At 49.7% G+C, this 23,806-nt stretch carries 20 protein-coding genes; 13 read left to right on the top strand and 7 right to left on the bottom strand.

Going from position 1 to position 23,806, the window contains the following annotated elements:
- Positions 1-23 precede the first annotated feature (23 nt).
- The 3 genes from AWR27_RS21380 to AWR27_RS21370 all read left to right on the top strand — a co-directional run bounded on the left by AWR27_RS21380 (position 24) and on the right by AWR27_RS21370 (position 2,716).
- Positions 24-836: a hypothetical protein gene (locus AWR27_RS21380; protein WP_077133064.1), complete on the top strand. Its 813-nt coding sequence runs from the start codon at positions 24-26 to the stop codon at positions 834-836.
- An 80-nt stretch (positions 837-916) separates the two neighbouring features.
- The gene (locus AWR27_RS21375) at positions 917-1,873 is read left to right on the top strand and encodes a glycosyltransferase family 2 protein (RefSeq protein WP_077133063.1); all 957 of its coding nucleotides are present in this window, start codon (positions 917-919) and stop codon (positions 1,871-1,873) included.
- 69 nt (positions 1,874-1,942) lie between these two features.
- Entirely contained in the window at positions 1,943-2,716 is a 774-nt protein-coding gene (locus AWR27_RS21370; protein WP_077133062.1) for a glycosyltransferase family 2 protein, read from the top strand.
- 132 nt (positions 2,717-2,848) lie between these two features.
- Here the strand turns inward: AWR27_RS21370 and AWR27_RS21365 are convergent, their stop codons facing one another.
- Entirely contained in the window at positions 2,849-3,403 is a 555-nt protein-coding gene (locus tag AWR27_RS21365) for an RNA polymerase sigma factor (RefSeq protein ID WP_077133061.1), read from the bottom strand.
- Positions 3,404-3,648: 245 nt separating this feature from the next.
- On the opposite strand from AWR27_RS21365, the gene AWR27_RS21360 reads away from it, so the two are divergent.
- Genes AWR27_RS21360 through AWR27_RS21345 form a run of 4 tightly spaced genes read left to right on the top strand, consistent with a single transcriptional unit; the run spans position 3,649 to position 11,885 of the window.
- Positions 3,649-4,188 carry a heme NO-binding domain-containing protein gene (locus AWR27_RS21360; RefSeq protein ID WP_077133060.1) on the top strand — a complete coding sequence of 180 codons (540 nt, stop codon included), beginning with the start codon at positions 3,649-3,651 and terminating at the stop codon, positions 4,186-4,188.
- 6 nt (positions 4,189-4,194) lie between these two features.
- Entirely contained in the window at positions 4,195-7,071 is a 2,877-nt protein-coding gene (locus tag AWR27_RS21355) for a PAS domain S-box protein (RefSeq protein ID WP_077133059.1), read from the top strand.
- Positions 7,072-7,075: 4 nt separating this feature from the next.
- Positions 7,076-7,768, top strand: coding sequence for a LytR/AlgR family response regulator transcription factor (locus AWR27_RS21350; protein WP_077133058.1), 693 nt, complete (start codon positions 7,076-7,078; stop codon positions 7,766-7,768).
- Positions 7,769-7,796: 28 nt separating this feature from the next.
- Positions 7,797-11,885, top strand: coding sequence for a nitric oxide synthase oxygenase (locus AWR27_RS21345; RefSeq protein ID WP_157579285.1), 4,089 nt, complete (start codon positions 7,797-7,799; stop codon positions 11,883-11,885).
- Here AWR27_RS21345 and AWR27_RS21340 read toward each other — a convergent pair.
- Positions 11,827-12,273, bottom strand: coding sequence for a hypothetical protein (locus AWR27_RS21340; protein WP_077133056.1), 447 nt, complete (start codon positions 12,271-12,273; stop codon positions 11,827-11,829). The two genes, AWR27_RS21345 and AWR27_RS21340, sit on opposite strands and share 59 nt — an antisense overlap.
- A 48-nt stretch (positions 12,274-12,321) precedes the next feature.
- On the opposite strand from AWR27_RS21340, the gene AWR27_RS21335 reads away from it, so the two are divergent.
- From AWR27_RS21335 to AWR27_RS21315, 5 genes are all read left to right on the top strand, one after another.
- Complete coding sequence (locus AWR27_RS21335) at positions 12,322-13,284, top strand: YheT family hydrolase (protein WP_077133055.1); 963 nt, start codon at positions 12,322-12,324, stop codon at positions 13,282-13,284.
- A gap of 103 nt (positions 13,285-13,387) precedes the next feature.
- Positions 13,388-14,665, top strand: a complete 1,278-nt coding sequence (locus tag AWR27_RS21330) for a hypothetical protein (RefSeq protein ID WP_077133054.1) — start codon at positions 13,388-13,390, stop codon at positions 14,663-14,665.
- 82 nt (positions 14,666-14,747) lie between these two features.
- On the top strand, positions 14,748-15,449 hold the full coding sequence (locus AWR27_RS21325; protein ID WP_157579284.1) for an FkbM family methyltransferase: 702 nt from the start codon (positions 14,748-14,750) through the stop codon (positions 15,447-15,449).
- A 12-nt stretch (positions 15,450-15,461) separates the two neighbouring features.
- Positions 15,462-16,193: an FkbM family methyltransferase gene (locus tag AWR27_RS21320; RefSeq protein WP_077133052.1), complete on the top strand. Its 732-nt coding sequence runs from the start codon at positions 15,462-15,464 to the stop codon at positions 16,191-16,193.
- Between the two features lie 10 nt (positions 16,194-16,203).
- A complete protein-coding gene (locus tag AWR27_RS21315; protein WP_077133051.1) occupies positions 16,204-17,031 on the top strand; it encodes a glycosyltransferase in 828 nt (275 codons plus the stop codon).
- Here AWR27_RS21315 and AWR27_RS21310 read toward each other — a convergent pair.
- The 4 genes from AWR27_RS21310 to AWR27_RS21295 are packed head-to-tail and all read right to left on the bottom strand — an operon-like array spanning position 17,007 to position 21,034.
- Entirely contained in the window at positions 17,007-17,780 is a 774-nt protein-coding gene (locus AWR27_RS21310; protein ID WP_077133050.1) for a glycosyltransferase family 2 protein, read from the bottom strand. The two genes, AWR27_RS21315 and AWR27_RS21310, sit on opposite strands and share 25 nt — an antisense overlap.
- A 4-nt stretch (positions 17,781-17,784) precedes the next feature.
- A complete protein-coding gene (locus tag AWR27_RS21305; RefSeq protein WP_077133049.1) occupies positions 17,785-18,186 on the bottom strand; it encodes a DUF2304 domain-containing protein in 402 nt (133 codons plus the stop codon).
- A gap of 3 nt (positions 18,187-18,189) precedes the next feature.
- Entirely contained in the window at positions 18,190-18,927 is a 738-nt protein-coding gene (locus AWR27_RS21300) for a glycosyltransferase family 2 protein (RefSeq protein WP_077133048.1), read from the bottom strand.
- A gap of 4 nt (positions 18,928-18,931) precedes the next feature.
- Complete coding sequence (locus tag AWR27_RS21295) at positions 18,932-21,034, bottom strand: DUF7657 domain-containing protein (RefSeq protein WP_077133047.1); 2,103 nt, start codon at positions 21,032-21,034, stop codon at positions 18,932-18,934.
- Positions 21,035-21,163: 129 nt separating this feature from the next.
- Between AWR27_RS21295 and AWR27_RS21290 the strand changes: the two genes are divergently transcribed.
- On the top strand, positions 21,164-22,213 hold the full coding sequence (locus AWR27_RS21290; protein WP_077133046.1) for a lysylphosphatidylglycerol synthase transmembrane domain-containing protein: 1,050 nt from the start codon (positions 21,164-21,166) through the stop codon (positions 22,211-22,213).
- Here the strand turns inward: AWR27_RS21290 and AWR27_RS21285 are convergent.
- Positions 22,155-23,792 carry an amidohydrolase family protein gene (locus tag AWR27_RS21285; protein ID WP_077133045.1) on the bottom strand — a complete coding sequence of 546 codons (1,638 nt, stop codon included), beginning with the start codon at positions 23,790-23,792 and terminating at the stop codon, positions 22,155-22,157. The genes AWR27_RS21290 and AWR27_RS21285 overlap by 59 nt on opposite strands.
- Positions 23,793-23,806 lie beyond the last annotated feature (14 nt).

Raw genomic sequence — 23,806 nt, 5'->3', positions numbered from 1 at the left:
GCCACAAATTGCCACATAATCGTATGCAGGAAGTAGCCAAGTATCTCATCAAGGTTAACGCCGAATTTAAAGACGGACAGATCGTTCCTGAAATTTCGCCCGAAGAGGTGATGCGTTTGGTCAATGAGCCAAACATCGTGATTATCAAAACCGGCATTCCCGAAGCCGTACTTCGCAACGTAATTGAGACGACCCGCGCCTGGGCCGCCAAAACGCCCTTAGCCGAAGGGCCTGATACGTTCGACAATAACCAGCATAAACAACGACTGCACATTGCTAAAATTCAGCAGGCTCCGCAGTTGTTTCATGACCATACGTTCGATGCCATTCTGGACCTCGAACAGCCAGCCCAACAAAACCTGCTCCAGGTTTTCGACCCTATGCGCCGATTCTGGAATTCACTGACGGGCAATAATGAGCCATACGGCGTTCGGAAGGGTGAACCCTATTTTCATCCGCAGGTAACGCATTACCCGCTGGGTGGCAGCTTCTTCGGACGGCACTGGCACCCGCTGAACCCGCAGAAAGTAGGCACGATTCTGGCTCTCAATCAATATGGTCAGGACTACCATTCGGGCGGCACGGGCTATGTCATTAATGACCATATCGTTGAAACAGAAGGTTATCAGGACATGGGCGACATGATTCTGTTCCGGTACGATCTGCCCCACTGGGTTAGCCCGTCAAGCTTTGCCGACCGTTTTAGCTGGGACGACCCCGCCGGTCGGTGGGTGGCAATTTTGCCGTTTTATAACCCCTGGGGAACGCCCGCCGACTATAAAGAGCCGCAGGGCTGGAAAGAGCAGATTGTGCAGGCGAAAGAAGTAACCGCATAAATAAGTTGTAGGGTTGTAAGGGGTAGGGTGTACCGCCATAACCTTACACCTTGCAACCTTACAACTTACAACCTCTTACAATGAAAGTAAGCGTTTTAATCATTACCTACAATCAGGCTAAGTTTATTCGCAAAGCGATTGATAGTGCCCTTGCGCAGCAAACGACGTTCCCGATAGAGATTTTGGTGGGTGATGATTTTTCGTCGGATGGTACGCGTGAAATCATTCAGGAGTATGAGCGGGCGCATCCCGGTTTGGTAATTGGCGTTCTGCACCCGCACAATATGGGCAAAAACGGCGGTATCAACTTCCTCGAAACGCTTAAACGCGCCAAAGGCGAGTACTACGCCCTGATGGACGGCGATGACTACTGGACCGACTCGCTTAAGCTCCAGAAACAGGCCGACCTGTTAGATGCTCACCCGGATTACTCAACGGTTTTTCATAATGCCGTTATTACCTATGAAGACGGTACGCCTTCGCACCTGCTCAATGGGCCGGACATGAAGCCGTATTATACGGTCGATGACCTGATCGGCGAAGATGAAATCTGGTTCATGGCAACGTCGAGCACCATGTACCGCAACAACATCAGCGAGTATCCAACCTGGTTCCGCGAATCGTCGAGTGGTGATATTCCGCGCCTGATTCTGAAAGCAAAACTGGGTAAGATTGGCTATATTCCCGACGTGATGTCGGTGTATCGGAAAAACCGGGGCGGGGCCAGTTACGCTGACAATTACTTCGACGAGACTTTTCTGCGGAACCGCATCCAGATGTATACCGACATCAACCGCGAACTCGATTATAAGTACGACCGTGTGCTACGCCGAAACATTGCCCGGTATTACCGAATGATGCTCGATGCCCGACAGTATAAGCAAAGCTACTTTCGGCGAGCTGGCCTTGCGCTCAAATATCTGTATATGGCCCAACCCGACTGGGATAAAGCCAAAGACGTTGTCTGGACTTATTTGCTGCCGGAGCCAATGCGAAAACTATATAGTTCGATTCGGCTGATGCCACACCGGCAGTGAATGTAAATCAAAAACTGCTATCTTTCTTTTACAATTAGAGTCAAAAGCGGGTTTCCACCCGCATTGCGTATGAAACTAAGCGTTGTTATTCCGGCATATAACGAAGAAGAGTCGCTGCCACCTACCTTGCGGGCGTTATACCAAACGCTGGCGAAGCATGGGATTCAGCATGAAATCTGCGTAACCAACGATAATTCCAAAGATGGCACCCTGCGCGTGCTGCAGGAACTGGCAGCTACCGAAATTCCAACGCTGACCTATTTCACCAACCCTGGCCCCAACGGTTTCGGCTATGCCGTGCGCTACGGGCTGGAACGCTTCACGGGCGATTGTGTGGCCGTGTTCATGGCCGATTTATCGGACGACCCCGAAGATTTGGTGAGGTTTTATAACAAAATGCGCGAAACCGACGTCGATGCCGTATTTGGGTCGCGGTGGGGCCGCGACGGGAAAGTGATTGATTACCCGCCCCTGAAGAAATTCATCAACCGCATTGCCAACGCCATTGTGCGGCTTGTAATGGGCATTAGTTACAACGATACCACCAACGCTTTCAAGTTATACAAGCGCGAAACCATCGAAGGCGTGAAGCCTTTTTTATCACCACACTTTAATCTAACGGTTGAGTTGCCTTTGAAGGCCATTGTACGGGGCTATAGTTACGCTGTAGTGCCGAATAGCTGGACCAACCGGAAGTATGGCGAATCGAAACTGAAAATCAAGGAGATGGGGAGCCGTTACTTTTTTATTCTGATGTACTGCCTGATTGAAAAATACTTTTCTCGGGGCGATTTCAGAAAAAAATCAGCGACTCAACCTGCCGGGTCGGCGGTGAGTCGCTAATGGGCTGTATTTGCCGGGTGGCAGGAAAATTCAGAAAAAAACAGCGGGCTGATGAAGCCAAATATTGATTGAGGAGTAAACCCGGCAAATGGCTTACAGATGTATATACAAGTAGCTTGACGTATTGGTTCCCTATCCCCAAAGCGACGGGCCGCATAGCTGACGCACTTTGTCACGCGAGCGTTTGAGTCGCATTTTCACGGCACTGTCTTTTAGGTTGAGTTTGGCAGCAATTTGCTGAACGTCAAGCCCTTCTTCATATTTCAGGCGTAAAATCATCGCTTCCTGCGGAGCCAGCGCATTCATAGCCCGCGCCAGTTGCTGAAGGCCATATTCCATCGTTTCCGATTCGTCGGAAGCCGTAGAAGGTTCATGGTCTAATTCTTCTTCAAGTGTTACGGTGGGGTTTCGCTTGGTCAGTTTAAGCTGATCCATGCAATAGTTATACGAAATTGAGTACAACCAGGTCGAAAAAGTTGAACGCTCCTGAAAGCGGTCGAGCCGCGAGAACATCCGAATAAAAATGTCGTGCGTAAAATCCTGCGCCTTTTCCGAGTCCTTTGTGATGGAATAGCACCGTTTGTACACCTTCTGCACATAGCGGTTGTAAAGCGTTTCAAAACAGTCGTTAGGGCGGGTGGTCAAGTACTGCCGGATGACTTCTTCGTCGTTTAGGGTAAGTTTCATGACTTGTATTTGTGTTGTATGGGCAGGAGGTTAAGATTCGTTGTTGTTTCTGTGCGTTTTGATGATACAAATCTGCATCAATTCCGTCTAAAGGGTCCTGAGATTTCGATGAACCGTATGTTTTGCACGTTTTTTGGTGAAACTCGCCAGAATTCGCAATAGATAAATATACTTTCATCTGTTGTCTAATCTATTATGTTACCGCTTTTTTATAAATTAGTGCGATTTTAATCCAATGGTTTTTCATGAAAGGTATTGTGTTTACTGAATTTCTGGAGATGGTCGAAGAAAAGTTTGGTTACGAGCTGGTCGATCTTCTTCTTTGTGAGGAATCTTTAGCTTCTGGTGGCGTTTATACAGCCGTAGGCACTTACGATCACGGAGAGATGGTAACATTGGTCACCAATCTCAGTCAACAAACAGGACTACCCGTACCAGAGTTGCTTCGGACGTACGGACGATATATGTTTGCTTCTTTTACACGCAGTTACCGCCCATTTGTTGAGCGGGCAACATCTGCCTTTGAACTATTGAGTTCGGTGCATCATTACATTCACGTTGAGGTCAGAAAACTATATCCTGACGCTGAGTTACCTCATTTTACTGTTGAGCAGCCTGCCGCCAACCACCTTACCATGCGATACGAATCGGAACGACGACTATCTGACTTTGCGCATGGCCTGATTGAAGGCTGTTTGACCCATTTTAACGAAAAGGCGACTGTGGTTCAGAAAAAACTGACCAGCGACGGCACTGTGGTTCTGTTCGATATTGTGAAAGACTGAGCCAGTATGGAAAACATTGACTTACTGAAACGAAGGCTTGCCCGCGAGCGGCAGGCTCGTCAGCAGGCCGAAGCTATTCTGGAAGCGAAAGCACTCGAACTGTACTATGCCAACGAACAACTGCATAGTGCCAACGAGCAACTTCTGCACCTGAATGAAAACCTGGAGCAACAAATTCGGGCTAAGTTAGCTGAACTTCGTGAAAGTGATCAACGCTACCGGCAACTCATTGAATCGGTACAGGACATTATTTATAAAATTTCGCCAACCGGGTATTTCACCTTTGTTAGCCCGGTGGTTGAAAAATTATTGGGTTATACGGAATCCGAAATTATTGGGCAGCACTTTACTGATTTTGTTACTCCCGAACACCGGCAACCCTTAGCCGATTTTTACCAGGGTATGCTGGAGAACCGCCACGACAGCACATACCATGAGTTTCCGGTAATCGCTAAAAACGGGCGTTCGGTCTGGATCGGGCAAACAGTTCGGCTAATCGAATCGGGCGATGAGGTGGCCGAAATGGTGGCCGTTGCCCGCGACGTGTCGGACCGCAAACAGGCCCAAATCGCTCTTCAGACTACTCAAATCCGGCTGGCAACGTTAATAACCAATCTACAGTCGGGGGTTTTGGTAGAAGATGAACATGGTAAAGTAACGCTGGCAAATCAGCTATTCTGCGACATCTTCCAGATTCCCCTCAGCCCTGCCGAATTAGTGGGTTACGATTGTGGTCAGGCCCGCCAGGAAGTCAAGCACCTATTTGTGCATCCTGACGCTTTCGTTGCCCGGATGGACCAACTGCTGCGTGAGCGTCAGACCAGCGTGGGTGAGGAAATCAGCATGAGTAACGGGCAAATTTACGAGTTAGACTACATTCCCATTTTCTTAGACGCGAAATACAGAGGGCATCTGTGGCGATATACCGACGTTACCGAAAAATACCGCGCACGCGAGCAAATTCGGCGGAGTGAAGAGAAGTACCGGGGTATCATGAATAACATGGAACTCGGCCTGCTTGAAGTCGATAATGAGCAGAAAGTGGTGCGGGCCTACGAACGGTTCTGCCGTATGATGGGCTACACGGAAGACGAACTGATTGGTAAAAATGCTGCTGAACTGCTGATTCCCAACGAGTTTGCCGACGTGCTCGAACGGCAGCAGCAGCAGCGGATGCTGGGTATTGCCAGTTCGTATGAACTACAATTGATTCGCAAGAATGGCGAGCGTATCTGGGTGCTCATCAGTGGCGTACCCATCAGCGACGAAACCGGCGTACAGGTTGGCTCAATGGGTATTCATTACGACCTGACCGAACGAAAACAGCTCGAAGAAGAGTTGGCAACGGCCAAACACATTGCCGAAGAAGCCCGTCAGGCCGAAAAACAATTTCTGGCAAACATGAGCCACGAAATACGAACGCCCCTGAATGCCATCATTGGTATGTCGCATTTGTTGTTCGATACGCAGCCATCGCGGCAACAGCGTGAGTATATCGACATTCTTAAAACGTCAGCCGATTTTTTGCATAGCCTGATTTCTGACCTGTTGGATATGACTAAGATAGAAGCGGGCCGGGTGGAAGTTCACCCCCGCGTTTTCGACTTGAGCGGCCTCCTGCGGGCCACTCAGAAGGTGTTCGAGATGAAACTTGAACAACGACCAATTACCATCGACGTGATGCTCGACGCCCGCGTAACGGGCGACTTCGTAGGCGACGATGTGATGTTGAACCAGATTCTGCTCAATCTGGTGGGCAATGCCGAAAAGTTTACCGAAGAAGGCAGCATCGAGATTACGGCCCGTGTTCGCAAAGAAGAAGAAAACACGTGCTGGATCGAGTTTGCCGTGGCCGACACCGGTATTGGCATACCGGCAGAGAAGCTGGGATTGGTATTCCAGAAATTCAAGCAGGTGAACCCGCAGGGACACAAACACAAAGGCACTGGCTTAGGGCTGGCAATCACCAAAGAATTAGTTGAGCTTCAGGGAGGTACAATTTCGGTTAAAAGCCGGTCTGGGCAGGGAAGCACGTTTACGTTTACCTTACCCTACGCTCGTGCCAACACGCTGCCCGACCCCAAAAACAGCCCCGAATACAAACTGGCGCAGGTAGCCGATGCGCTGCCCGTTTGCCGGGTACTGGTGGTAGAAGACAACCTTATGAACCAAAAGTACATAGGTAGTTTGCTAACCAAGTGGAAAATTCCGTACACATTAGCCTTAGATGGAAAGAAGGCTGTTGAAGTGGCTAAAACGCAACCTTTCGATTTGATTCTGATGGATATTCAGATGCCGATCATGGACGGCTACGAGGCCACCGTCGCCATTCGGAGTACGCACAATCCAAATCAGCATGTACCTATTGTGGCCCTGACAGCTTCGGCTATGCTCGATCATAAAAGTTCGGCTATGGAGGTAGGTATGACTGACTTTCTGACCAAACCGTTCGAGCCGGGCCAATTGCTGGCTATTCTACAACGATACGCCCCTACCGAACCGCTCGTATCGAAGGACGAGTACGCGTCTGACAACGGCCTTGACCGGGAACGGCTGGAAGAATTATATGGCAGCGATGCCGCCTATGCTGCCGATATGTTTCAGTCTTTCCTGACCGATGTACTTCCAGAATTCAACGAGTTACCAGAACTTTGCCGGGCCAAAAGCTGGCCCGCTGTGGCTCGTTTGGCGCATCGGCTCAAACCTACACTTGGCATGGTAGGACTAACGACGCTGGAAGACGCCATGCGGCAGATAGAAAAAAAAGCATCGGAAGGTGTTGAAACAGATGATTTAGAACATTATTGTTCTACTATCATTAGAAATATTGACGAAAAATTGCCAGTATTGAAAAAAGAACTACAAAAGCTAAGTCAAGCCTAATCGAATGAGTTTGACCTGTATTATCGTTGAAGACGAATTGATGGCGCGTAAGTCGTTGCAACGGCTGTGCGAACAACAGGAGTCGCTGGATGTATTGTCGGTATTTGATAATGCAACGGCTGCACTTGATTTTCTGACCGAGCAAAGCGTTGACCTGATCTGGCTCGACGTTGAGATGCCCGGCCTGTCGGGGTTTGATTTGCTTGAGCAGCTACCTGCCATTCCGTATGTGGTGCTGACTACGAGCAAGACCGAGTATGCGTTCGATGCCTTTCAGTATCAGGTAACTGATTACTTAAAAAAGCCCATCACGCTGCCCCGGTTTAAGGTGGCGGTCGAAAAGGTGCTGGAACTCAGCGCACGAAACCGGCCCGAAGTGGCCGACGGTCGTACCGAAATTTACATCAAAACCGATGGCCGCTATATTCGCCTGCCGTTCGATGCCATTTCGTATGTAGAAAACACGGGTGATTATGTCAAAATATTCACCAGTAGTCAGACGCACGTGGTGTATACCACAATGAAGTCGCTTGAAGAAAAGTTAGGTACGCAATTTTTGCGCGTACATCGCTCGTTCATCGTGCACCTCGGAAAAATTGTTGACATCGAAGAGAACACCTTGGTTATCAGTAACAAGGTGATTCCTATTAGCCGGGCCAACAAGTCAGAACTTATGAGTCGCCTGAATTTGCTCTGACCCTCATCAGGCAACCAAAACTACTACTGTGATTATATTTTCAACGAATGAAGAGAGAGATGAGCTACCTGTCTCGACCGATGAGCCGGCTGCCAATAAGCTCTTGACGGCACCGGAGCAGGTACTCGTTAAGGATATATGGAATAAATTTCTGGCCTTTCAGGACATGCTCATCGAGTTGTTTTTTGAGCGATTGCTGCACGAAGAACCCGGTTTGCGTGAACGCTTCGGCGATGCTATCGATGAAATGCCAGGCTACTTTGCCGAACTCTTCGACGCCGGTGTTCGGCAGTTGATGCCGCATACTGAGCGGATACTACGCGAAAGCTACCGAGGCATTTACCCCGAACAGTCGACCCAAAAACGAACAATTGAAGCGTCTGTTACACTGCTGGCCGATCTGGGTATGAGGCCCAGCCATTGGCTGACGGCCCGGCGTGTCTGGACCTGGACGCTGCTCCAGGTGCCACACCTCGAAGAATATGATCGCGAGAATCTGGCATTGGGCACGCTGTCGGCCCCCTATCGTTTTTTCTCACAACACATTTTACCTCTCGCACTACAGGCAATTGACGATTATGACAAGGCCCTGACCCCGGCCATGATACGGGCCATGCGGCACGACGGCGACCGGCTGGCTGCCAAACCGCTTGCCATTGGCGTCGATTTTTACCGGGCTTTGTTTGAAACGCACCCCGACATTCTACCCTACTTTGTGCGAACCGATATCGACACGCTGGCGCAGCATTTAATGCAAAGCATTGCGTTTCTGGTTCAGTCACTTGAAACGGGTCATGATGTCATGGCCGAGTTGCGCGAACTGGCCCGCGTTCATACCAACCACCGCGTACCGCCCGATGCCTACGGTAAATTGATTGAGCCAATGCTGCGGGTTATGAAGCAGCATATTCCCAATTTCTCGCTCCAGCGCGAACAAGCCTGGCAACGTCTGCTAACCCGCGTCAGTCACGTATTGCAGCAGCCAATCGTCAATCAGCAGCGGACAATCCGGCAGGCACGCGAGTTTATCGGTCAGATAGCTGCCGAGTTAGACTGGGAGGCTGCAAAAACTGAACGGCGGCTGGCCGAAATCGAACGCGAAATTCATGCCACAGGCACCTATACGCACACCTTCGACGAGCTATCGTATGGCGCACAACTCGCCTGGCGCAACTCCTCGAAATGCATTGGCCGAATTGCCTGGCGGAATCTGATTGTGCGCGACCTGCGCCACGTTACCGACCCCGACGAGATATTTCGGGAATGTGCCGAACACATGCGTCTTGCCACTAACGGCGGCAATATGCAGATTGTCATGAATGTGTTTCGGCCAAAACAGCCGCAGGAACACTGGGGTCCGCGCATCTGGAATAGTCAGTATGTTCGGTTTGCCGCTTATGAACTGGAAGACGGTTCTGTACTGGGCGACCAGGCAAATCTGGCCTTAACCAAAGCTCTTATTCGGCAGGGCTGGGTGCCACCAGCGCAAAAAACGGCCTTCGATTACCTGCCCTTGGTCATCGACGTGCCCGGTCATCTGCCCCGGATGTACGAATTCGAGCCAGACGACGTGCTGATGGTGCCTATCGAGCATCCATTTTACCCCGAATTCGACGCACTGAAGTTGCAGTGGTGCGCCATACCGGCTATCACTAATTTTCGGATGGAGATTGGCGGTATCAGCTACGGTTGTGTACCATTCAACGGGTGGTTTATGGAAACCGAAATTGCCCGCAATTTGTGGGAAGAGGGGCGATATAATAAAGCCGAATTTATTGCCCGCACAATGGGTCTCGATACCTCAACCGAGCAAACGCTATGGCGCGACCGGGCCTTTCTGGAGTTGAACGTTGCTGTTTTGCACTCGTTCTCTAAAGCTAAAGTTACGCTGGTCGATCATCAGACGGCTTCCCGGCAGTTCATAGCGCACGATCAGCGCGAAAAACGGGCCGGGCGGGAATGTCCGGCGCAATGGTCATGGGTAACACCCGCAGCAGGCGGAAGTTCAACGTCGGTCTGGCACCACGAAATGCGCGACTTCTATTTAAGTCCTAATTTTCATTATGCTGCCGACCGCTGGGCCGTTATTGACAATGAACTGACCGTAGCCGGAGAAGACACGTGCCCCGAAACCTGGGCCGGTGCCATACCGCAGCCCAACGGCCATACGCCAACCACCGTGAGCCGGGCACGCCCAAAACGCGTTTTGATTTTGTACGGTTCAGAAACAGGTACTGCCGAGAGTTACGCCCGGCAGGCAGCCCGCCGGTTAAACCGCCACCGCCCCCGCGTGATGGCCTTAGACGACTACAGCCCGGCGAGTTTAGGCGAAGAGTCGACGGTACTGGTGGTGGTGTCTACGTTCGGCAACGGCGAACCGCCCGGTAATGCGATGGCGTTTGTTGATCAGGTGCGGCATATACCAACAAATTCGCTTCGTGGATTCGACTTTTCGGTGATGGCACTCGGCAGTACGGTTTATCCACACTTCTGTGCCGCCGGAGCCACTATCGACCGTGAACTGGCCCGTATTGGCGGCAAACGAACCACGATTATGCATCGGGGCGACGAAATTCGCGGTCAGGCCGACACGTTTCGGCAATGGCTTGATATTGTAACGCGCTTATTGGGAGATTCCCGCCCACACACAAATGAAACCAGCAGCGACGACTGGCATCTGACCGTAACCTTACTCGCTCCTGAACAAGTAACTTTGGCGCAAAAAACCAATGCGCAAAACCACCTTCCCGGTGTGGTTATACCCGTGTTGGCAAACCGCGAATTGCTTAGCGAACTGGTGCCCAACAGCCGCTCTACGCGGTTTCTGGCCTTCGACATCCGGCAAACAGGGCTTACCTATGAAACGGGCGATCATGTGGCAATTTATCCGCACAACCCCGCCGATCTGGTCGAGCGCATCAGTCAGCGTTTAGGCATCGATGCCGATGCCTGGTTTATGACCGCCCCGGCCAATAACGAAGGAGCAAGCTCTTCGGGCGATCATCCATATCCACAACCGGCATCGGTACGGCAGGTACTTACCGAAGAACTCGATCTGGCCCTGCGCGAGCCATTTGATGAATTAATTAACCTGATGGCCCAGCAGGCCGAAGCCCCGCCAGAACGAACGCGCCTGACCGACTGGGCCGATACGCTGGCCCTCGGCGACCAGCACGATGCCTGCACGGGCCTGAAAGCGCACTTGCAGGAAAGTTACGCCACCATTGCCGATCTGCTCGATGCCTTTCCGTCGGTGCGGGTATCGTTTGGGCAACTGCTGGAGGTGCTACCCAAGCAAAGGCCGCGTCTGTATTCTATCTCCTCTTGCCCGGCTACCTATCCCGACCAAATGCATGTTACGGTCGGCGTTATTCAGGTGGTTAGCTTATCGGGTCAGGTGCGGCCCGGTTTATGTTCCAACTACCTGGCGGGGTTAAGCCCGGAGCAGAAAGCCACTGTGCGGCTGTCGGTTCGAACGTCGGGGTTCCGGCCACCACAACGCCCCGATGCGCCGATGATTCTGGTTGGTCCCGGCACAGGCTTATCGCCGTTTATTGGCTTTTTGCAGTACCGCGAGTGGCAGCTACGCACCCTGGCGTTATCGGGCGAATCCGTTACGTCGGCATCGGCCCGGCTATATTTTGGTTGCCGCAACCAGCACGATTACCTATATCAGCAGGAGTTGGAACACTGGGAGCAAATTGGCCTTCTGACGCATTTATCGGTCGCGTTTTCGCGAGTTGGGCCGCAAAAAACGTATGTTCAACACCTGATTGGGCAACATCACCCCGATGTATGGGCGATGCTTAAGCAACCAGATTGCCATGTGTATATTTGTGGAGATGCCCGCATGGCCGACGAAGTGATGGCGACCTTTATGACGATTGCACGAACAACGGGCCACTTAACCCATGCTGATGCCGTTGAATTTTTCAGGTTGATGGAGCAGCAGAACCGCTTTCAGACCGACGTTTGGGGCGTATTACACCACTTCCGTCAGTCGCTGGCCGAAGTACAGGAAGCCCGGTATGCCCAAAGCGAACGGTGGCTGGCACAGGTCAACGGTTCAGCAGCCCGGCCAGTCCCGGAATCTGATACAAGGCTATGGTCTGAATGATTGCCCAGAGAATCGCGCTGACCAGCATGTAAAGCAGTATGGTAGGGCGAGGCACCCGAAACGAAACCGCCAGAGCCGTGCCGCCAATAGGCGTCAGAATAAGTGGAGTTAGCAAGGCAATACCAGCCATGCCCGACCGTTGCCAGATACGCACAGCCAGGCGGGTTCGGCGCGTAAAGCGTTGGGGCGGTTTTGTACGGTATCGTTGCAGGAGTGCCTGTAGTGCGGCCCCCGCATATACCACTGCTACTACGCTCAACATCATACCCAGCATTGTGCAAAGAGCCGTCTCAAACCAGCTCAGTCCAAGAGCTGCCCCCGACAGCGGGCCGCCCACAAATTTGATGGTGCTGGCGAGAATGACCGATACGTATCTGGCAACTGACATAGTACAACGCTGACAAAACAACCCCCAAAATTAGCTGTTATTACCAGTATGCCGCTTATTCTTTCGGCCTATACCGGCCCGCCAAGCTACCAATATAACGGCCATCTGCAAACCATTATTCCGAGTTTGGTTCGCACGGTGCCGGGCGTGACCTACGAACGCGAACGACTGACGCTTGCCGATGGTGATTTTGTTGATCTCGACTGGATTGACAAAGGGAAACCCCGATTAGTTATTCTTACGCACGGGCTGGAGGGCGATAGCAACCGACAGTATATGCGTGGCATGGCGAAGTTATTCGCCCAGAATGGCTACGACGTGCTGGCCTGGAACTGCCGCTCGTGCAGTGGCGAAATGAACAGGGCTTTTCGGTTATACAATCATGGCGAAATCGGTGATCTGGGTGAAGTAATTGGTCATGCGTTACGAACGAAGACCTACCAGCACGTTACGCTGATTGGCTTCAGCATGGGTGGCAACATCACGCTCAAATACCTCGGCGTTCATGGCAAACACCGGCCCGACGTTATTCGGCAGGGCGTCGCCATTTCGTCTCCCACCGATCTGGGAGCCAGTGCAGCACTGCTCGACCGCCCCTCTAACCGGTTCTATCGGAATCGGTTTATGAAAAAGTTAGTGGTCAAAATCAGCCACAAGGCCAGTCAGTTTCCGGGACAATTGGACATGGATAAGTTGCGGCAGGTGCGGCAATGGCGCGATTTTGACGAGTTCTTTTCGGCTCCGGTTAATGCGTATCAAAGTGCCAGTGATTTTTATAAACAGGCATCGGCAGTCAATTTTATGGCGGATATTGCCGTACCAACATTACTGCTAAATGCCCAGAACGACCCATTGCTGTCGCCTGAGTGTTCGCCGGGGTGGCTGGCCCAACCGCATCCACACATTTACCTCGAAACACCCCGCACGGGTGGTCATGTCGGTTTTCTGACGCCCCGCGACCAACATACCTATGCCGAACGGCGAGCCTTTTGGTTTGTCGGGCAGCATTAGTAATTTTAGGCTCTCATAGCCCATTTCGATGATCGGTACGAACCGAACGCCGTTATCTGCAAACGCTCAGTTGCCCTCGCTCCATCCATACCAGCGAAGGCTAATGCCATTTCTGCCGGTGCTCTGGGGGCTATTGCTCGCCATACCCGCCGGTTGGTATACGCTTACCGTTTTCCAGAACGCATATAATTTTCCATACGAGGACGACTTTAATAGCGCACTTTCTTTCGTTTCTGCGTTTGTCTTCATTGAAACCAGCTTTGCCAAACGCGTCGACTTATTATTCTCACAATATAACGAGCATCGTATCGTATTCGACCGGCTGGTTTTTCTGGCAGATTATTACTTGTTTGGCGTCCTGAATTTCCGCCGACTGACATTGGTTGGAAACCTGTCTATCGTATTGCTTGCGGTACTTTTCCTAAAAACGGCTTTCCGTCGGCATCCGTGGCCGAAGCGGCTCTTTTTCTTTATCCCGGTAGCCTATTCGCTGTTCCTGTTTCAATACTGGGAATTAACTACCTGGTCGATGGCGGCTTTGCAAAACCTGTATGTCATTGCGTTCGCCTTTTCCAGTCTGTATTGTCTGGTCAGACCGGGTCAGACCTGGTTTATACTGGCCTGTTCAATGGCAGTACTGGCGACGTTTACCAGCGGCAACGGCATGTTCTGTTTTGCAGCGGGCATACCCCTATTGCTTTTGTTGAAGCAATACCGAAAAGTAACTATCTGGACTGCGCTGGGAGCTATGGTTATTATACTCTATTTCCAGCAGTACTATCGCCCGCCCTATCACCCCAACATTGCCGATTCGTTGCTGAATCATCCGGGTCGGGCCATCCAATATTTTTTCTCACTGATTGGTGCTTTTTTCCCAAACCGCCCCACAATCAGCCTATTGTTTGGTATTGCATCGGTCCTGATAACAGCGGGGGCTGTGGCTTACCTGTTCTACACCCGACGCCTACTGAACTATCTGCCATTAGTGGGGCTACTTCTGTTTTTATACCTCACAAGCCTATCGCTCACAGCGGGGCGGTCGGGGTTTGGCGTTCAGCAGGCGTTCAGCACGCGTTACGGCATTATCACGGTTATGCTGTTTGTGGGTCAGGTAGTGCTGGTAATAGAAGCAATTACGCACAGACTACTGCAAACGAGCGTAACGGTTGCTTACGGGCTGTTTGCGATGCTGCTGTTTGTGTCGGGCACAAACGTTCACCACCGCCGAAACATTGAAGCCCGTGCGGCTCAGCTTCGGCAGACAGCCGCTCAATATCGGGCCAACCCCAACAGCGTTCAACTTCCCTGGGGCGACCCGGTGCAGGCTAAAGCTATTTTCGATGATGCTATCAAACGGGGCATTTATCGGGTGGAGGAGTAGCTGCCTACAACCAGTTGTCATCTTATGGCCCAATATTTGCACCTACCGTCGCGGACTATAAAATTTTATTTGTTTCTTATCTGTGAATCAATTTCTGCACACACAAGCCTTAAGAGTTGCCCGCCGATTCAATAGTAGAATGATCTGGGGCTTACTTTTTGATCGTAAGGGCTATCTGCACCAAAGTGGCTGGCTGCGTAGTGTACGTCGGATGCAGGCCATTGACGTCACTGATTGCCCCATTCCCTGGTTAAGTTACCCCTTCATAGAATTTATTGAACCTCGACTCAATAAGTTTATGAATGTGTATGAATATGGTAGCGGCAATTCTACCCGCTGGTTCGCAAAACGAGTTGGTCTTATTCATGCTATCGAGCATTCTTTAGACTGGTATAATACCATTAAAGGAAATTTGCCCGATAATGCCATTCTTGTTTACGAGCCGCTGGAGTTAAAAGCAGACTATCATGATATGGCTTTTATGGACGTGAATGACGAAACTCCCTATTCATTAAATATTAAAACAAGGAACCTGTTATACGATATTGTCATTGTCGACGGTGTAAATCGTAATAATTGTATTGCTAACTCTATCGGATGTGTTTCATCTAATGGAGTAATTATAGTAGATAATCTTGAATATAGTGGCCAAATGCAGGCTGGTTTGAATTTGCTAAAAGACGCTGGCTTTAAGCGATTGGAGTTTTGGGGCCTCTCTCCCATAGTATACACTAAAACGGGTACAGGCTTATTCTATCGTCCAGATAATTGTTTGCTGATTTAATTCAATTTGTTTATGAAACTGGCGAAGTACATTGATGATTTTTTCTTCCTTCTAACAAATCCCCGGTTAGTTCGATGGATACCTCACGGGCTACAAATTCAGCCTAACCGGGCATATAGGGCACCGTGGCTTCACGATTTAGCGATTGATACTATCTTAGACATTGGAGCTAATGTAGGGCAGGCGGCTATTAACTTCTGTAGTCTATTTCCCTCTGCTTATGTACACTCATTCGAACCTATACCTGCCTGTTTTGCCAAACTCGAATACGTAGCCAACGTATTCAAAAACTTGTCGGCATACAATTATGCTATTGGTGATAAGACAGGCGAGGTTCCTTTTAACCAGAATGCCTATAGTCCGGCCTCATCAATTCTCAGGATGTCGGATGAACATCGCAGGAGTTACCCTAAAACGAATCAGTCGAAAGAGATTCACGTACCCGTGCGTCGCCTTGACGATGTAGCCAGCGAACTCAATTTGAGCGGTAACATACTTATAAAAATCGACGTACAGGGCTATGAGCGAAATGTTATTGCAGGTGGTGTTGATACGTTCAATAAAGCCAGAATCGTGATTATCGAAACGGCTATTAAGAGCTTATATGAAGGCGACTCTTCTTTTCACGAGATTTATCAAACCCTGACGAACTTTGGTTACGCTTACTATGGGTCTTTGGAGCAACTGGTTGATCCCAAAACGGGCGTCATTTTACAGCAGGATGCCATCTTTGTAAAGCAATAACTGATGATTTATGAATCGCCTTTTTACTATTCTTATTCCGAATTTTAATGGAGCCGAGTTTATAATCCGCTGCATAGAAAGTGTTCGGAATCAAACCTACACTAACGTCGAAGTAGTGGTTGTAGATGGTAAATCAATAGACGGCTCACATCAGTTAGTCGATGATATAGCAAGACTGGACAAACGTGTTCGTCGTGTTGACAAGCCCCTTGATATTGGCTTATCTGATGCCGTAAATATAGGAATCGCTTCGGCGAAGGGCGATTATGTACTTTGGTTGGGGAATGACGACTACCTTGTTGACGACTGTGTGCTCGATGATGTAAATACGTTTCTGGACAGTTACCAGAGCGAAACAGGTATAGAACCGGTTATATGCTATGGGAGTTATAAAATTCATTGGACAGCATCGAATGTTACCGAAAATCGCCTGAAGCGTGATCTTGATTATCATTTAATGTGGTTTACCGACTCAATCATGTGCGGAAATGTTTTTTTCCGACCAGCATTCTGTAAACAGCATAATATTCTGTTAAAAACGCATTTGCAGTATTGTATGGATTATGACTTGTGGTTGCAGATGATTGATAAGATAACCGACCGACGGGAAGTGGCGTGTATTCCTAAGCGGTTTATTCATGTTTTTTCGATGAGAGAGGGAAACATTACAGGGGGCAATATATATAAATCGACTTACGAAGCTAAGAACGTTGCTTTAGGCCACACAAGAAACCCTTTGAAATGGATTGGCATCTACTTGTTTATAGGCACACAGCTTTCTTTTCAAAAAGTTCGAGCCTTATATCTCAATGCCTACACCTTTTTCAGCACCCGATAAATACTGTTAATCAGCGTATTGTGCAATCTATGTGCGGTTCGGGTCAATGTGTTGGATGTGTACTTAGTTAAAACGGCATAATCCTCCTCAAACTGACGAGAAAATTCGCTGCCCCCCTTCGAATCTTTATGAATACGGAAAGCTGTGAGAGGCCGGGCCAGCACAACCGGAGGTTGTATGCTTTTCAAGCGCAGCCACCAGTCGTAATCCATTGTATACCGGAGCGACTCATCAAGATAGCCCAGTTGCGCATGAATAGAACGTCGCCAAAAGGTAGCGGGCTGACATACCGCATTTGTTAGACCCAGATAAACAGGCACAGGTAATTGCCTCAATAAGCGTTTATAATACCGAATGGGTTGCTGAATTATCGTGCCCTCTTCGTCAACAATCAGACAATCGCCCGTTAGCCATAAACAAGATGGATGCTGGGCAAAATAGGTACCAACTGCCTGAAGCGTGCCCGGCAGAAAATAATCGTCTGAGTTAAGCCAACAAACAATTTCTCCCTGAGCCGAACGCAAACCTTTATTGATAGCATCAGTTTGGCCACTGTCCTGTTCTACAATCAGACGTAGCTGACTTTTATACGTTTCAAGTATCGATAATGTATTATCAGTTGAGAGACCGTCAATAATTGTATAATCTAATTTGGGATACTGCTGACAAAGAACAGATTCTACGGTTTGCCTGATGAAATGGCCCTGGTTAAAAGATGGCGTAATCACGCTGATAGAAGGTAGGTCCATACAATCAGGATTCTGTTAATATGGGTGGCCCGTCAGCGGCTTGTCCTGAGTTTTCTTTTAACATAGCCACTTCTTGTTTCAGATAAGCCAGTTCGTGCGTAAGCGTCTTGATATGATTTTGTAAACGAGACACCACTACCGATAAGTGTACCAGAAAGATAATGATTGCGAATATGGCTGCCAGAAAAATCAGAGATGGTGGGTAAAACACGCCCAGGGCAAGCGAAATTTGTTCCAGGCCGCGTCGCCAGATTGAGAAAACAATCAGGATAATCGTGCATAATATCCAGACAATCGAGTATTCTTCCCGAAGCTGGCCGCGCACAATCAACCGAAAAATATACAGCATGAACAGGGTGGCCCCAGTCAGCCCAATAATTTGTATGACGACAGGTATCGTTTCCATGACTTATGCCATTTGATGCTTAAGTTTATTTCGTAGACGGGCATAAATAAACAGCGTTCCCAATGTCACTTTGACCATATAGTAAATAGCTCTGCTGGTATTGATAGACGATACTCCTCCTTGTCGTTCACGCATTGTCACGGGTACTTCCGTCATTCGGAGTTGATGCAAACCAAACTGAACAATAGCCTCTGGTTCAGGGTATTCATCAGGGTAGTAGACGTTCACGGTAGATAAAGCCAGCCGATTAAATGCCCGAAAGCCAGACGTGCTGTCATAAATAGTCTGCCCTATTAATATCTGATTTAGCCGGCGAAAATAATTGATGCCAACCCGGCGCATGGTCGACGATTGAAAGCCGCTGCGGTTTAAGAATCGCGAGCCAATTACGATGTCAGCCTCCCCATCGAAAATGGGCTGGAGAATCTTCATTAATTCATCTGCCGGATGCTGACCATCGCCGTCTATCTGAACCGCTATGTCGTAGCCGTTTCGGAAGGCAAATTTGTAGCCAGCATGCATGGCCCCGCCAATACCCAGGTTCACAGGCAGGTCGAGATGCAGGCAGTTCGCTCTTTTGAGCACCGCCAACGTGCCATCCGTCGAACAGTCGTTGACGGCCAGTATGTCAAGATGTAGGCTATATCGGTTTTTTGCCCGATTGATATCTTCAATTACCGCTGCAACGGCCTCTTCTTCATTGAAGCATGGTACAATGACCAGAATTCTATCCTTAGTCATGGTCTCAATCGTTTATTCGATAGATCTGTAACGAACCTAACGATGAAACTAATTTCATGCACCGCGTTTCAACTGGCTGCGGCTGCCGGTCGAATATAATGTATTTGACATTCAGCTTTTTGAAGCGCGGTGAGCAAGGGTCCATAGCCACTGTATAGCCATCCTCAAACGTGTTAACCATGATAACTGAGTCTGGTTTTTGCGGATTTATATATGTGCTGTACACCGTGTGTGCGTAACGATTATAAGCTGAATCCCGTTTTGCCTGCGGGTCAAGAACACGTAGAATCTGCCTTGGTGGCGTATATTTTACACCACTTAGCAAATTAACGCCAGTTGCCGTAACCATATACGAAACGAACTGCCCCCCAAAAACCACCCATCTGGCTTCGGGTTCCCGGCTCTGAATATCACGAACAGCCTTGTACAAGACATGCTCAGTGATAGGCGTCAACCCTTTAGAGACAGGGTTAAGCCTTAAGTTGGGGCTTAAAAAAAAGAGGATCGCAATTCCGAAAATGGCTGTTCGGTAAGACGGTTGCCAGGTAGGTAACAATAAAATACCCAATCCGGCAAAAAAAGCCGCTGGCAGAAATAGTTGGTATGCCTTGAAGAAACCGTCAGAGTCATTAACATTTACGTATACAGCATACCCAACAAAACCAATAACACCGATTATGACAGCCGCCATCAGTACCCATTCATTTTTGCGCGGCAATCGAACGGTTGTCAAATAATGCAGGTACAGAACCGACAATAAAACGTTCCCGATACCAAACGGAATTTGCATACGACGAGTCGGGCTCATATTCCACAATGTCAGCTTTGCCAGCCAGGCTGGAAAACCAACTTCAATCCAGATATAGCCAGCCACCACAAATACACTAAGTAGCAATAGCGTCCAGTCAAATTGGCGGGTCAGAACGTACACAAGTATCAATGAAGGAATGATAATTGGCGCAAAGGTTATATAATGCGATAATTCGCAGTGGTTCAGCCAGCTACCCGGAAACGCCGTGTCTTTAAACTGCCAGCTAAAATATTCCGAGAACCAGTTGGCAATGAACCCTGTACCACCCAATTCACTACGCTTGCCGGGATAAACGGTATTTGTAATGGCATCGATGGTCGGCTTCAAATCAGTAAAGTAGAGATAGAATATAACGGCAGACCCCGCCAAGGCACTAATTGCTCCTATTATTTTAGTTTGCCATTGAGAGCTTAGGTGCTGCTTATTGACATGTGTTAATAGGTATCCCAGAAATAAAGCAGCAAACACATAGCCTAACGGCACCTGATAGGGCGGATATAAAATAAACGCATAGTATAAAACCATATAGCATAGCCCTATACTTGCAATAATGATCTGCCTTTTGTTCTTACCAAAACATAAATAGATTGCAGCCACTACAGCCAGACTGCCCGAACCAATCATGACAGTTGGTATGTGTGTCCACGACTGTGTTCCTGACGATAGAAATAGCCATGTACTTCCAAATAGAGACAGCCAGAAATTATTTTGTGTGAGCAGCAGCAGTAAAAGTGTTGCTCCTATCAGCGACAGAATCGCCCGGAAATTGAATGCCCAGGCATACCCCTGCTCAGCGTTCAGGAAAAAGAAACCCCAATAATCAGCACGGAACAGTGTGCTGAAATGATTAGTCGGAGTCACCAGCACGGGGGCTTTACCACCACCAATTGTTTCGTTTTCCTGAGGCAAACCTCGATTAGTCTGTGATAATATCCACGGTGCCATCACTGCATAATCGTCCATTCGGATTCGGCGCGATTCGCCAGAAATAACCCCCCGCTTTGCATCACTTCCATCGGGCATCATTTGATTCCAGATGGGTATGGAAACTGCATGAATTTTAGCCAGCGAGAGCAGCAGAAACAATCCTAAGCATATGCCCAAAAACCACTTCACCCGCCTGTCGAACCGAATTAAGTCAAAAGGCTGTTCAGTGTTGGGGGTTTCAACGGGTTTGACTGGCCCGACGGGCTGCGATTTTAGCGAAACGGGTTCGGCAGCAGGCTGCGGTTTGGCAAGTCGGCTGGGCGAAGGCGTGACCGGAGCAACGGGCGAACCTTTCCTTTTCTTCGACATAAAGAGGTTACGGACAGATTTTTGTATGGGTTAGACGATACCAATGAGTATACAGATCAAAACTACTAATACCGTGCCAGTTCTGCCAGCTTACGATAGTATGTTTCGTAAAATAACTAATTTGCCCCGATGAACAAGCGATTTGTAAGCCAGTCTATTTCTATTTTGCTGGCGTTGGGGCTTCTGTGGTATGTATTGAAAGACGTTCCTTTGGGCGAGCTTGCCGACCAGTTCCAAAAAGCAAATTATTGGGTTTTGCTGGTTGCAGCGGTAGTATTTGGTATGTATTACCTGCTGCGTGCCATTCGCTGGATGCTTACATTACAGGCTCTGCATTACAGCCCTTCTCTCTTTCGAGTTGCTATAGCTATACTATCGGGAGCTATGGCGAGTATGATTATTCCCGGCGCGGGCGAACTGACCCGATGCGGCACCCTACAACGTACCGATGGTATTCCGCTTTCGCACAGTGTTGGCTCCGTTGCAGGCGAACGGGTTATCGATTTGTTTGTGTTACTGCTGACGTTGCTGTTGACCGTGTTGGTTGAGTTTGTTCGGATGAAAGCCTACCTGAGTAACCTTACCCTTGCCCTTCCTGATGTTTTTTGGGCTGAAATCATGCTTGTTCTGGTAGTCGCAGGTGGGCTTATAGGCTGGTGGCTATTCACGAATCAGCACATCCGCCAACATCGGCTGACTACGAAAGTGTTAGGAGCCATCAACGGCTTTCGTGAGGGTTTTCTGGCAATTCGGCGACTGCCCAAACCCGCTCTGTTCGTATGGCTGACGGTTTCTTATCAACTAATGGGTTGGGCGTTCACGTATTTGCTGCTTCAGGCATTTGACGTCACGCGGTCGTTACCCCCGTCGGCGGCACTCACCATTTTAACCGTCAGCTCGCTGGGGGGCATTGCCGTTCCGACACAGGGCGGCATTGGTACGTATCACTTTTTTGTCAGCCGGGCGTTGGTTTTGTATGGTTTTACTACGGCGCAGGGAGCTACAGCCGCTACGTTCCTGCACGCCGTTGGCTTTGGTTTCAACCTGATCTTCAGCGGTATTAGCTTCCTGATTATACCGTTTCTGCTACAGAAACGAAATGCGCGTCCTGCTGCTCCGGTTAGTCCTTCCCACTCCCCCCCACTTTCCCGGCCTTCGCCGGAACGCCGGGCTGAGTGATCTCGAAGTTTTCTTTGGCTTTGGCATCGGCAACGAGTTTGCGCACGTCGGCCAGCAGTTGTTTGGCATCGTATACCACACCATCTTTCACCGTGTAGGTAACGCCCCCAACGCGTTCGACTTCGTTTTTCTCGTTCAGATGAATAGCCCCGGTGCCGTAAAGTGTTTTCAGATTTGCCAGCGGGTTTTCTTTCACAATCACAAAGTCGGCTAACTTACCTACTTCTACCGAGCCAATCTGATCGGCCATGCCGAGGGCTTCGGCTCCTTTGATGGTAGCGGCCCGCACTACTTCGAGGGGGTGAAAACCCGCTTCGCGCAGCAACTCCAGTTCGCGGATATAAGCAAAGCCGTAGAGCTGATAGATAAAACCCGAATCAGAACCCGCCGTAACGCGGCCACCCCGGTTTTTGTATTCGTTAATGAATTGCATCCAGAGCTGGTAGTTGCGTTTCCAGGCCACCTCCTGCTCGGTGCCCCAGTTGTGCCAATACGACCCGTGCGAGATGCGACTCGGTCCGTAGAACCGCCATAGGCTGGGCAGCGTATAGTCGTCGTGCCACTCGGCGCGTCGGGCCAGCATCAGTTCGCGGTTGGCTTCGTAGATGTTAAAGGTTGGGTCGAGCGTGAAGTCGAGCCGGATAAGCGAGTCCATCACGGCATTCCACTTTGGCGTACCAGGTTTGGCGGCCTGTTCCCATAGCCGACCGGCCTCCTCGAATCGGTTTTGTTCGTTGTTGTAATTATACGTGGCCGGGTAGTTTTGCACGGTTTTGTCTTCAAACAGAGCTTCGGGAAGGCCATACCAGTGTTCCATGCTGGTCAGGCCCGCTTTGGCCGTAGCCAGCACATTCATACGAGCCACTTCCAACTGGGCATGGTGACAGGCCGAACGCAGCCCCAGTTTTTTGTTCTCTTCCAGAGCGGTTCTGAATATAGTTGGTTCGGCCCCGAAAAACTTAATGCCATCGGCTCCGCGTTTGGCGTTCTGCTGTACCCACGCCCTCGCCTGTTCGGGGGTGCTGATGGGGTCTTTCGCGCCCTGCCCAAACACGGTGTAGGCCAGAATGCGCGGAGCCACAATGTCGTTGCGGTTGCTTTTGGCGCGGTGTTCAAGCACCCAATCCAGCCCGTTGCCGCAACTTGGGTCGCGAATGGTTGTAATGCCGTGGCCCATCCAGAGTTTAAACACGTATTCGGCGTTGGCTCCCTGCGCCGAACCGCCAATGTGGCCGTGCATGTCTACGAAGCCGGGCATCAGGTACATGCCCTCACAGTTCAGTTCTTTGTCGCCTGCATTGGCCGTTGGGCGGCTTTTGGGGTCGATAGAAACGCCCGGATACCCTACCTGCCGAATCTGGGCAATGCGATTTTTTTCGACAACAATATCGACCGGGCCAACCGGCGGGGCACCCGTGCTGTTAATAAGGGTAACGCCCCGAATAATGAGCCGGTTATGCGGCCCGTCGCCCTCGCCCTGCCTGCGGGCCGGGGCTTTTTCAACCTGGGCAACTAAAGAATGGATAACGAAGAATGTACAATGAAGAATGAGCAGCGGGCGGAGGGAAGAGATGCGCATAACGAACGTAGCGG

Origin of the sequence: Spirosoma montaniterrae, from assembly GCF_001988955.1 — a bacterium.
Taxonomy (GTDB): domain Bacteria; phylum Bacteroidota; class Bacteroidia; order Cytophagales; family Spirosomataceae; genus Spirosoma; species Spirosoma montaniterrae.
The sequence above is the reverse complement of the archived record's forward strand: the minus strand, read 5'-3'. Positions and strand labels throughout refer to the sequence as shown.

What these genes read in the sequence shown, in the direction of transcription:
- AWR27_RS21320 (WP_077133052.1), top strand. Translation starts at nt 15,462, where the DNA reads ATGAAACTGGCGAAGTACATTGATGATTTTTTCTTCCTTCTAACAAAT.
- AWR27_RS21340 (WP_077133056.1), bottom strand. Translation starts at nt 12,273, where the DNA reads ATGTCAGTTGCCAGATACGTATCGGTCATTCTCGCCAGCACCATCAAA.
- AWR27_RS21360 (WP_077133060.1), top strand. Translation starts at nt 3,649, where the DNA reads ATGAAAGGTATTGTGTTTACTGAATTTCTGGAGATGGTCGAAGAAAAG.
- AWR27_RS21365 (WP_077133061.1), bottom strand. Translation starts at nt 3,403, where the DNA reads ATGAAACTTACCCTAAACGACGAAGAAGTCATCCGGCAGTACTTGACC.
- AWR27_RS21305 (WP_077133049.1), bottom strand. Translation starts at nt 18,186, where the DNA reads ATGGAAACGATACCTGTCGTCATACAAATTATTGGGCTGACTGGGGCC.
- AWR27_RS21285 (WP_077133045.1), bottom strand. Translation starts at nt 23,792, where the DNA reads ATGCGCATCTCTTCCCTCCGCCCGCTGCTCATTCTTCATTGTACATTC.
- AWR27_RS21295 (WP_077133047.1), bottom strand. Translation starts at nt 21,034, where the DNA reads ATGTCGAAGAAAAGGAAAGGTTCGCCCGTTGCTCCGGTCACGCCTTCG.
- AWR27_RS21370 (WP_077133062.1), top strand. Translation starts at nt 1,943, where the DNA reads ATGAAACTAAGCGTTGTTATTCCGGCATATAACGAAGAAGAGTCGCTG.
- AWR27_RS21290 (WP_077133046.1), top strand. Translation starts at nt 21,164, where the DNA reads ATGAACAAGCGATTTGTAAGCCAGTCTATTTCTATTTTGCTGGCGTTG.
- AWR27_RS21330 (WP_077133054.1), top strand. Translation starts at nt 13,388, where the DNA reads ATGCCATTTCTGCCGGTGCTCTGGGGGCTATTGCTCGCCATACCCGCC.
- AWR27_RS21300 (WP_077133048.1), bottom strand. Translation starts at nt 18,927, where the DNA reads ATGACTAAGGATAGAATTCTGGTCATTGTACCATGCTTCAATGAAGAA.
- AWR27_RS21335 (WP_077133055.1), top strand. Translation starts at nt 12,322, where the DNA reads ATGCCGCTTATTCTTTCGGCCTATACCGGCCCGCCAAGCTACCAATAT.
- AWR27_RS21310 (WP_077133050.1), bottom strand. Translation starts at nt 17,780, where the DNA reads ATGGACCTACCTTCTATCAGCGTGATTACGCCATCTTTTAACCAGGGC.
- AWR27_RS21315 (WP_077133051.1), top strand. Translation starts at nt 16,204, where the DNA reads ATGAATCGCCTTTTTACTATTCTTATTCCGAATTTTAATGGAGCCGAG.
- AWR27_RS21355 (WP_077133059.1), top strand. Translation starts at nt 4,195, where the DNA reads ATGGAAAACATTGACTTACTGAAACGAAGGCTTGCCCGCGAGCGGCAG.
- AWR27_RS21375 (WP_077133063.1), top strand. Translation starts at nt 917, where the DNA reads ATGAAAGTAAGCGTTTTAATCATTACCTACAATCAGGCTAAGTTTATT.
- AWR27_RS21350 (WP_077133058.1), top strand. Translation starts at nt 7,076, where the DNA reads ATGAGTTTGACCTGTATTATCGTTGAAGACGAATTGATGGCGCGTAAG.
- AWR27_RS21380 (WP_077133064.1), top strand. Translation starts at nt 24, where the DNA reads ATGCAGGAAGTAGCCAAGTATCTCATCAAGGTTAACGCCGAATTTAAA.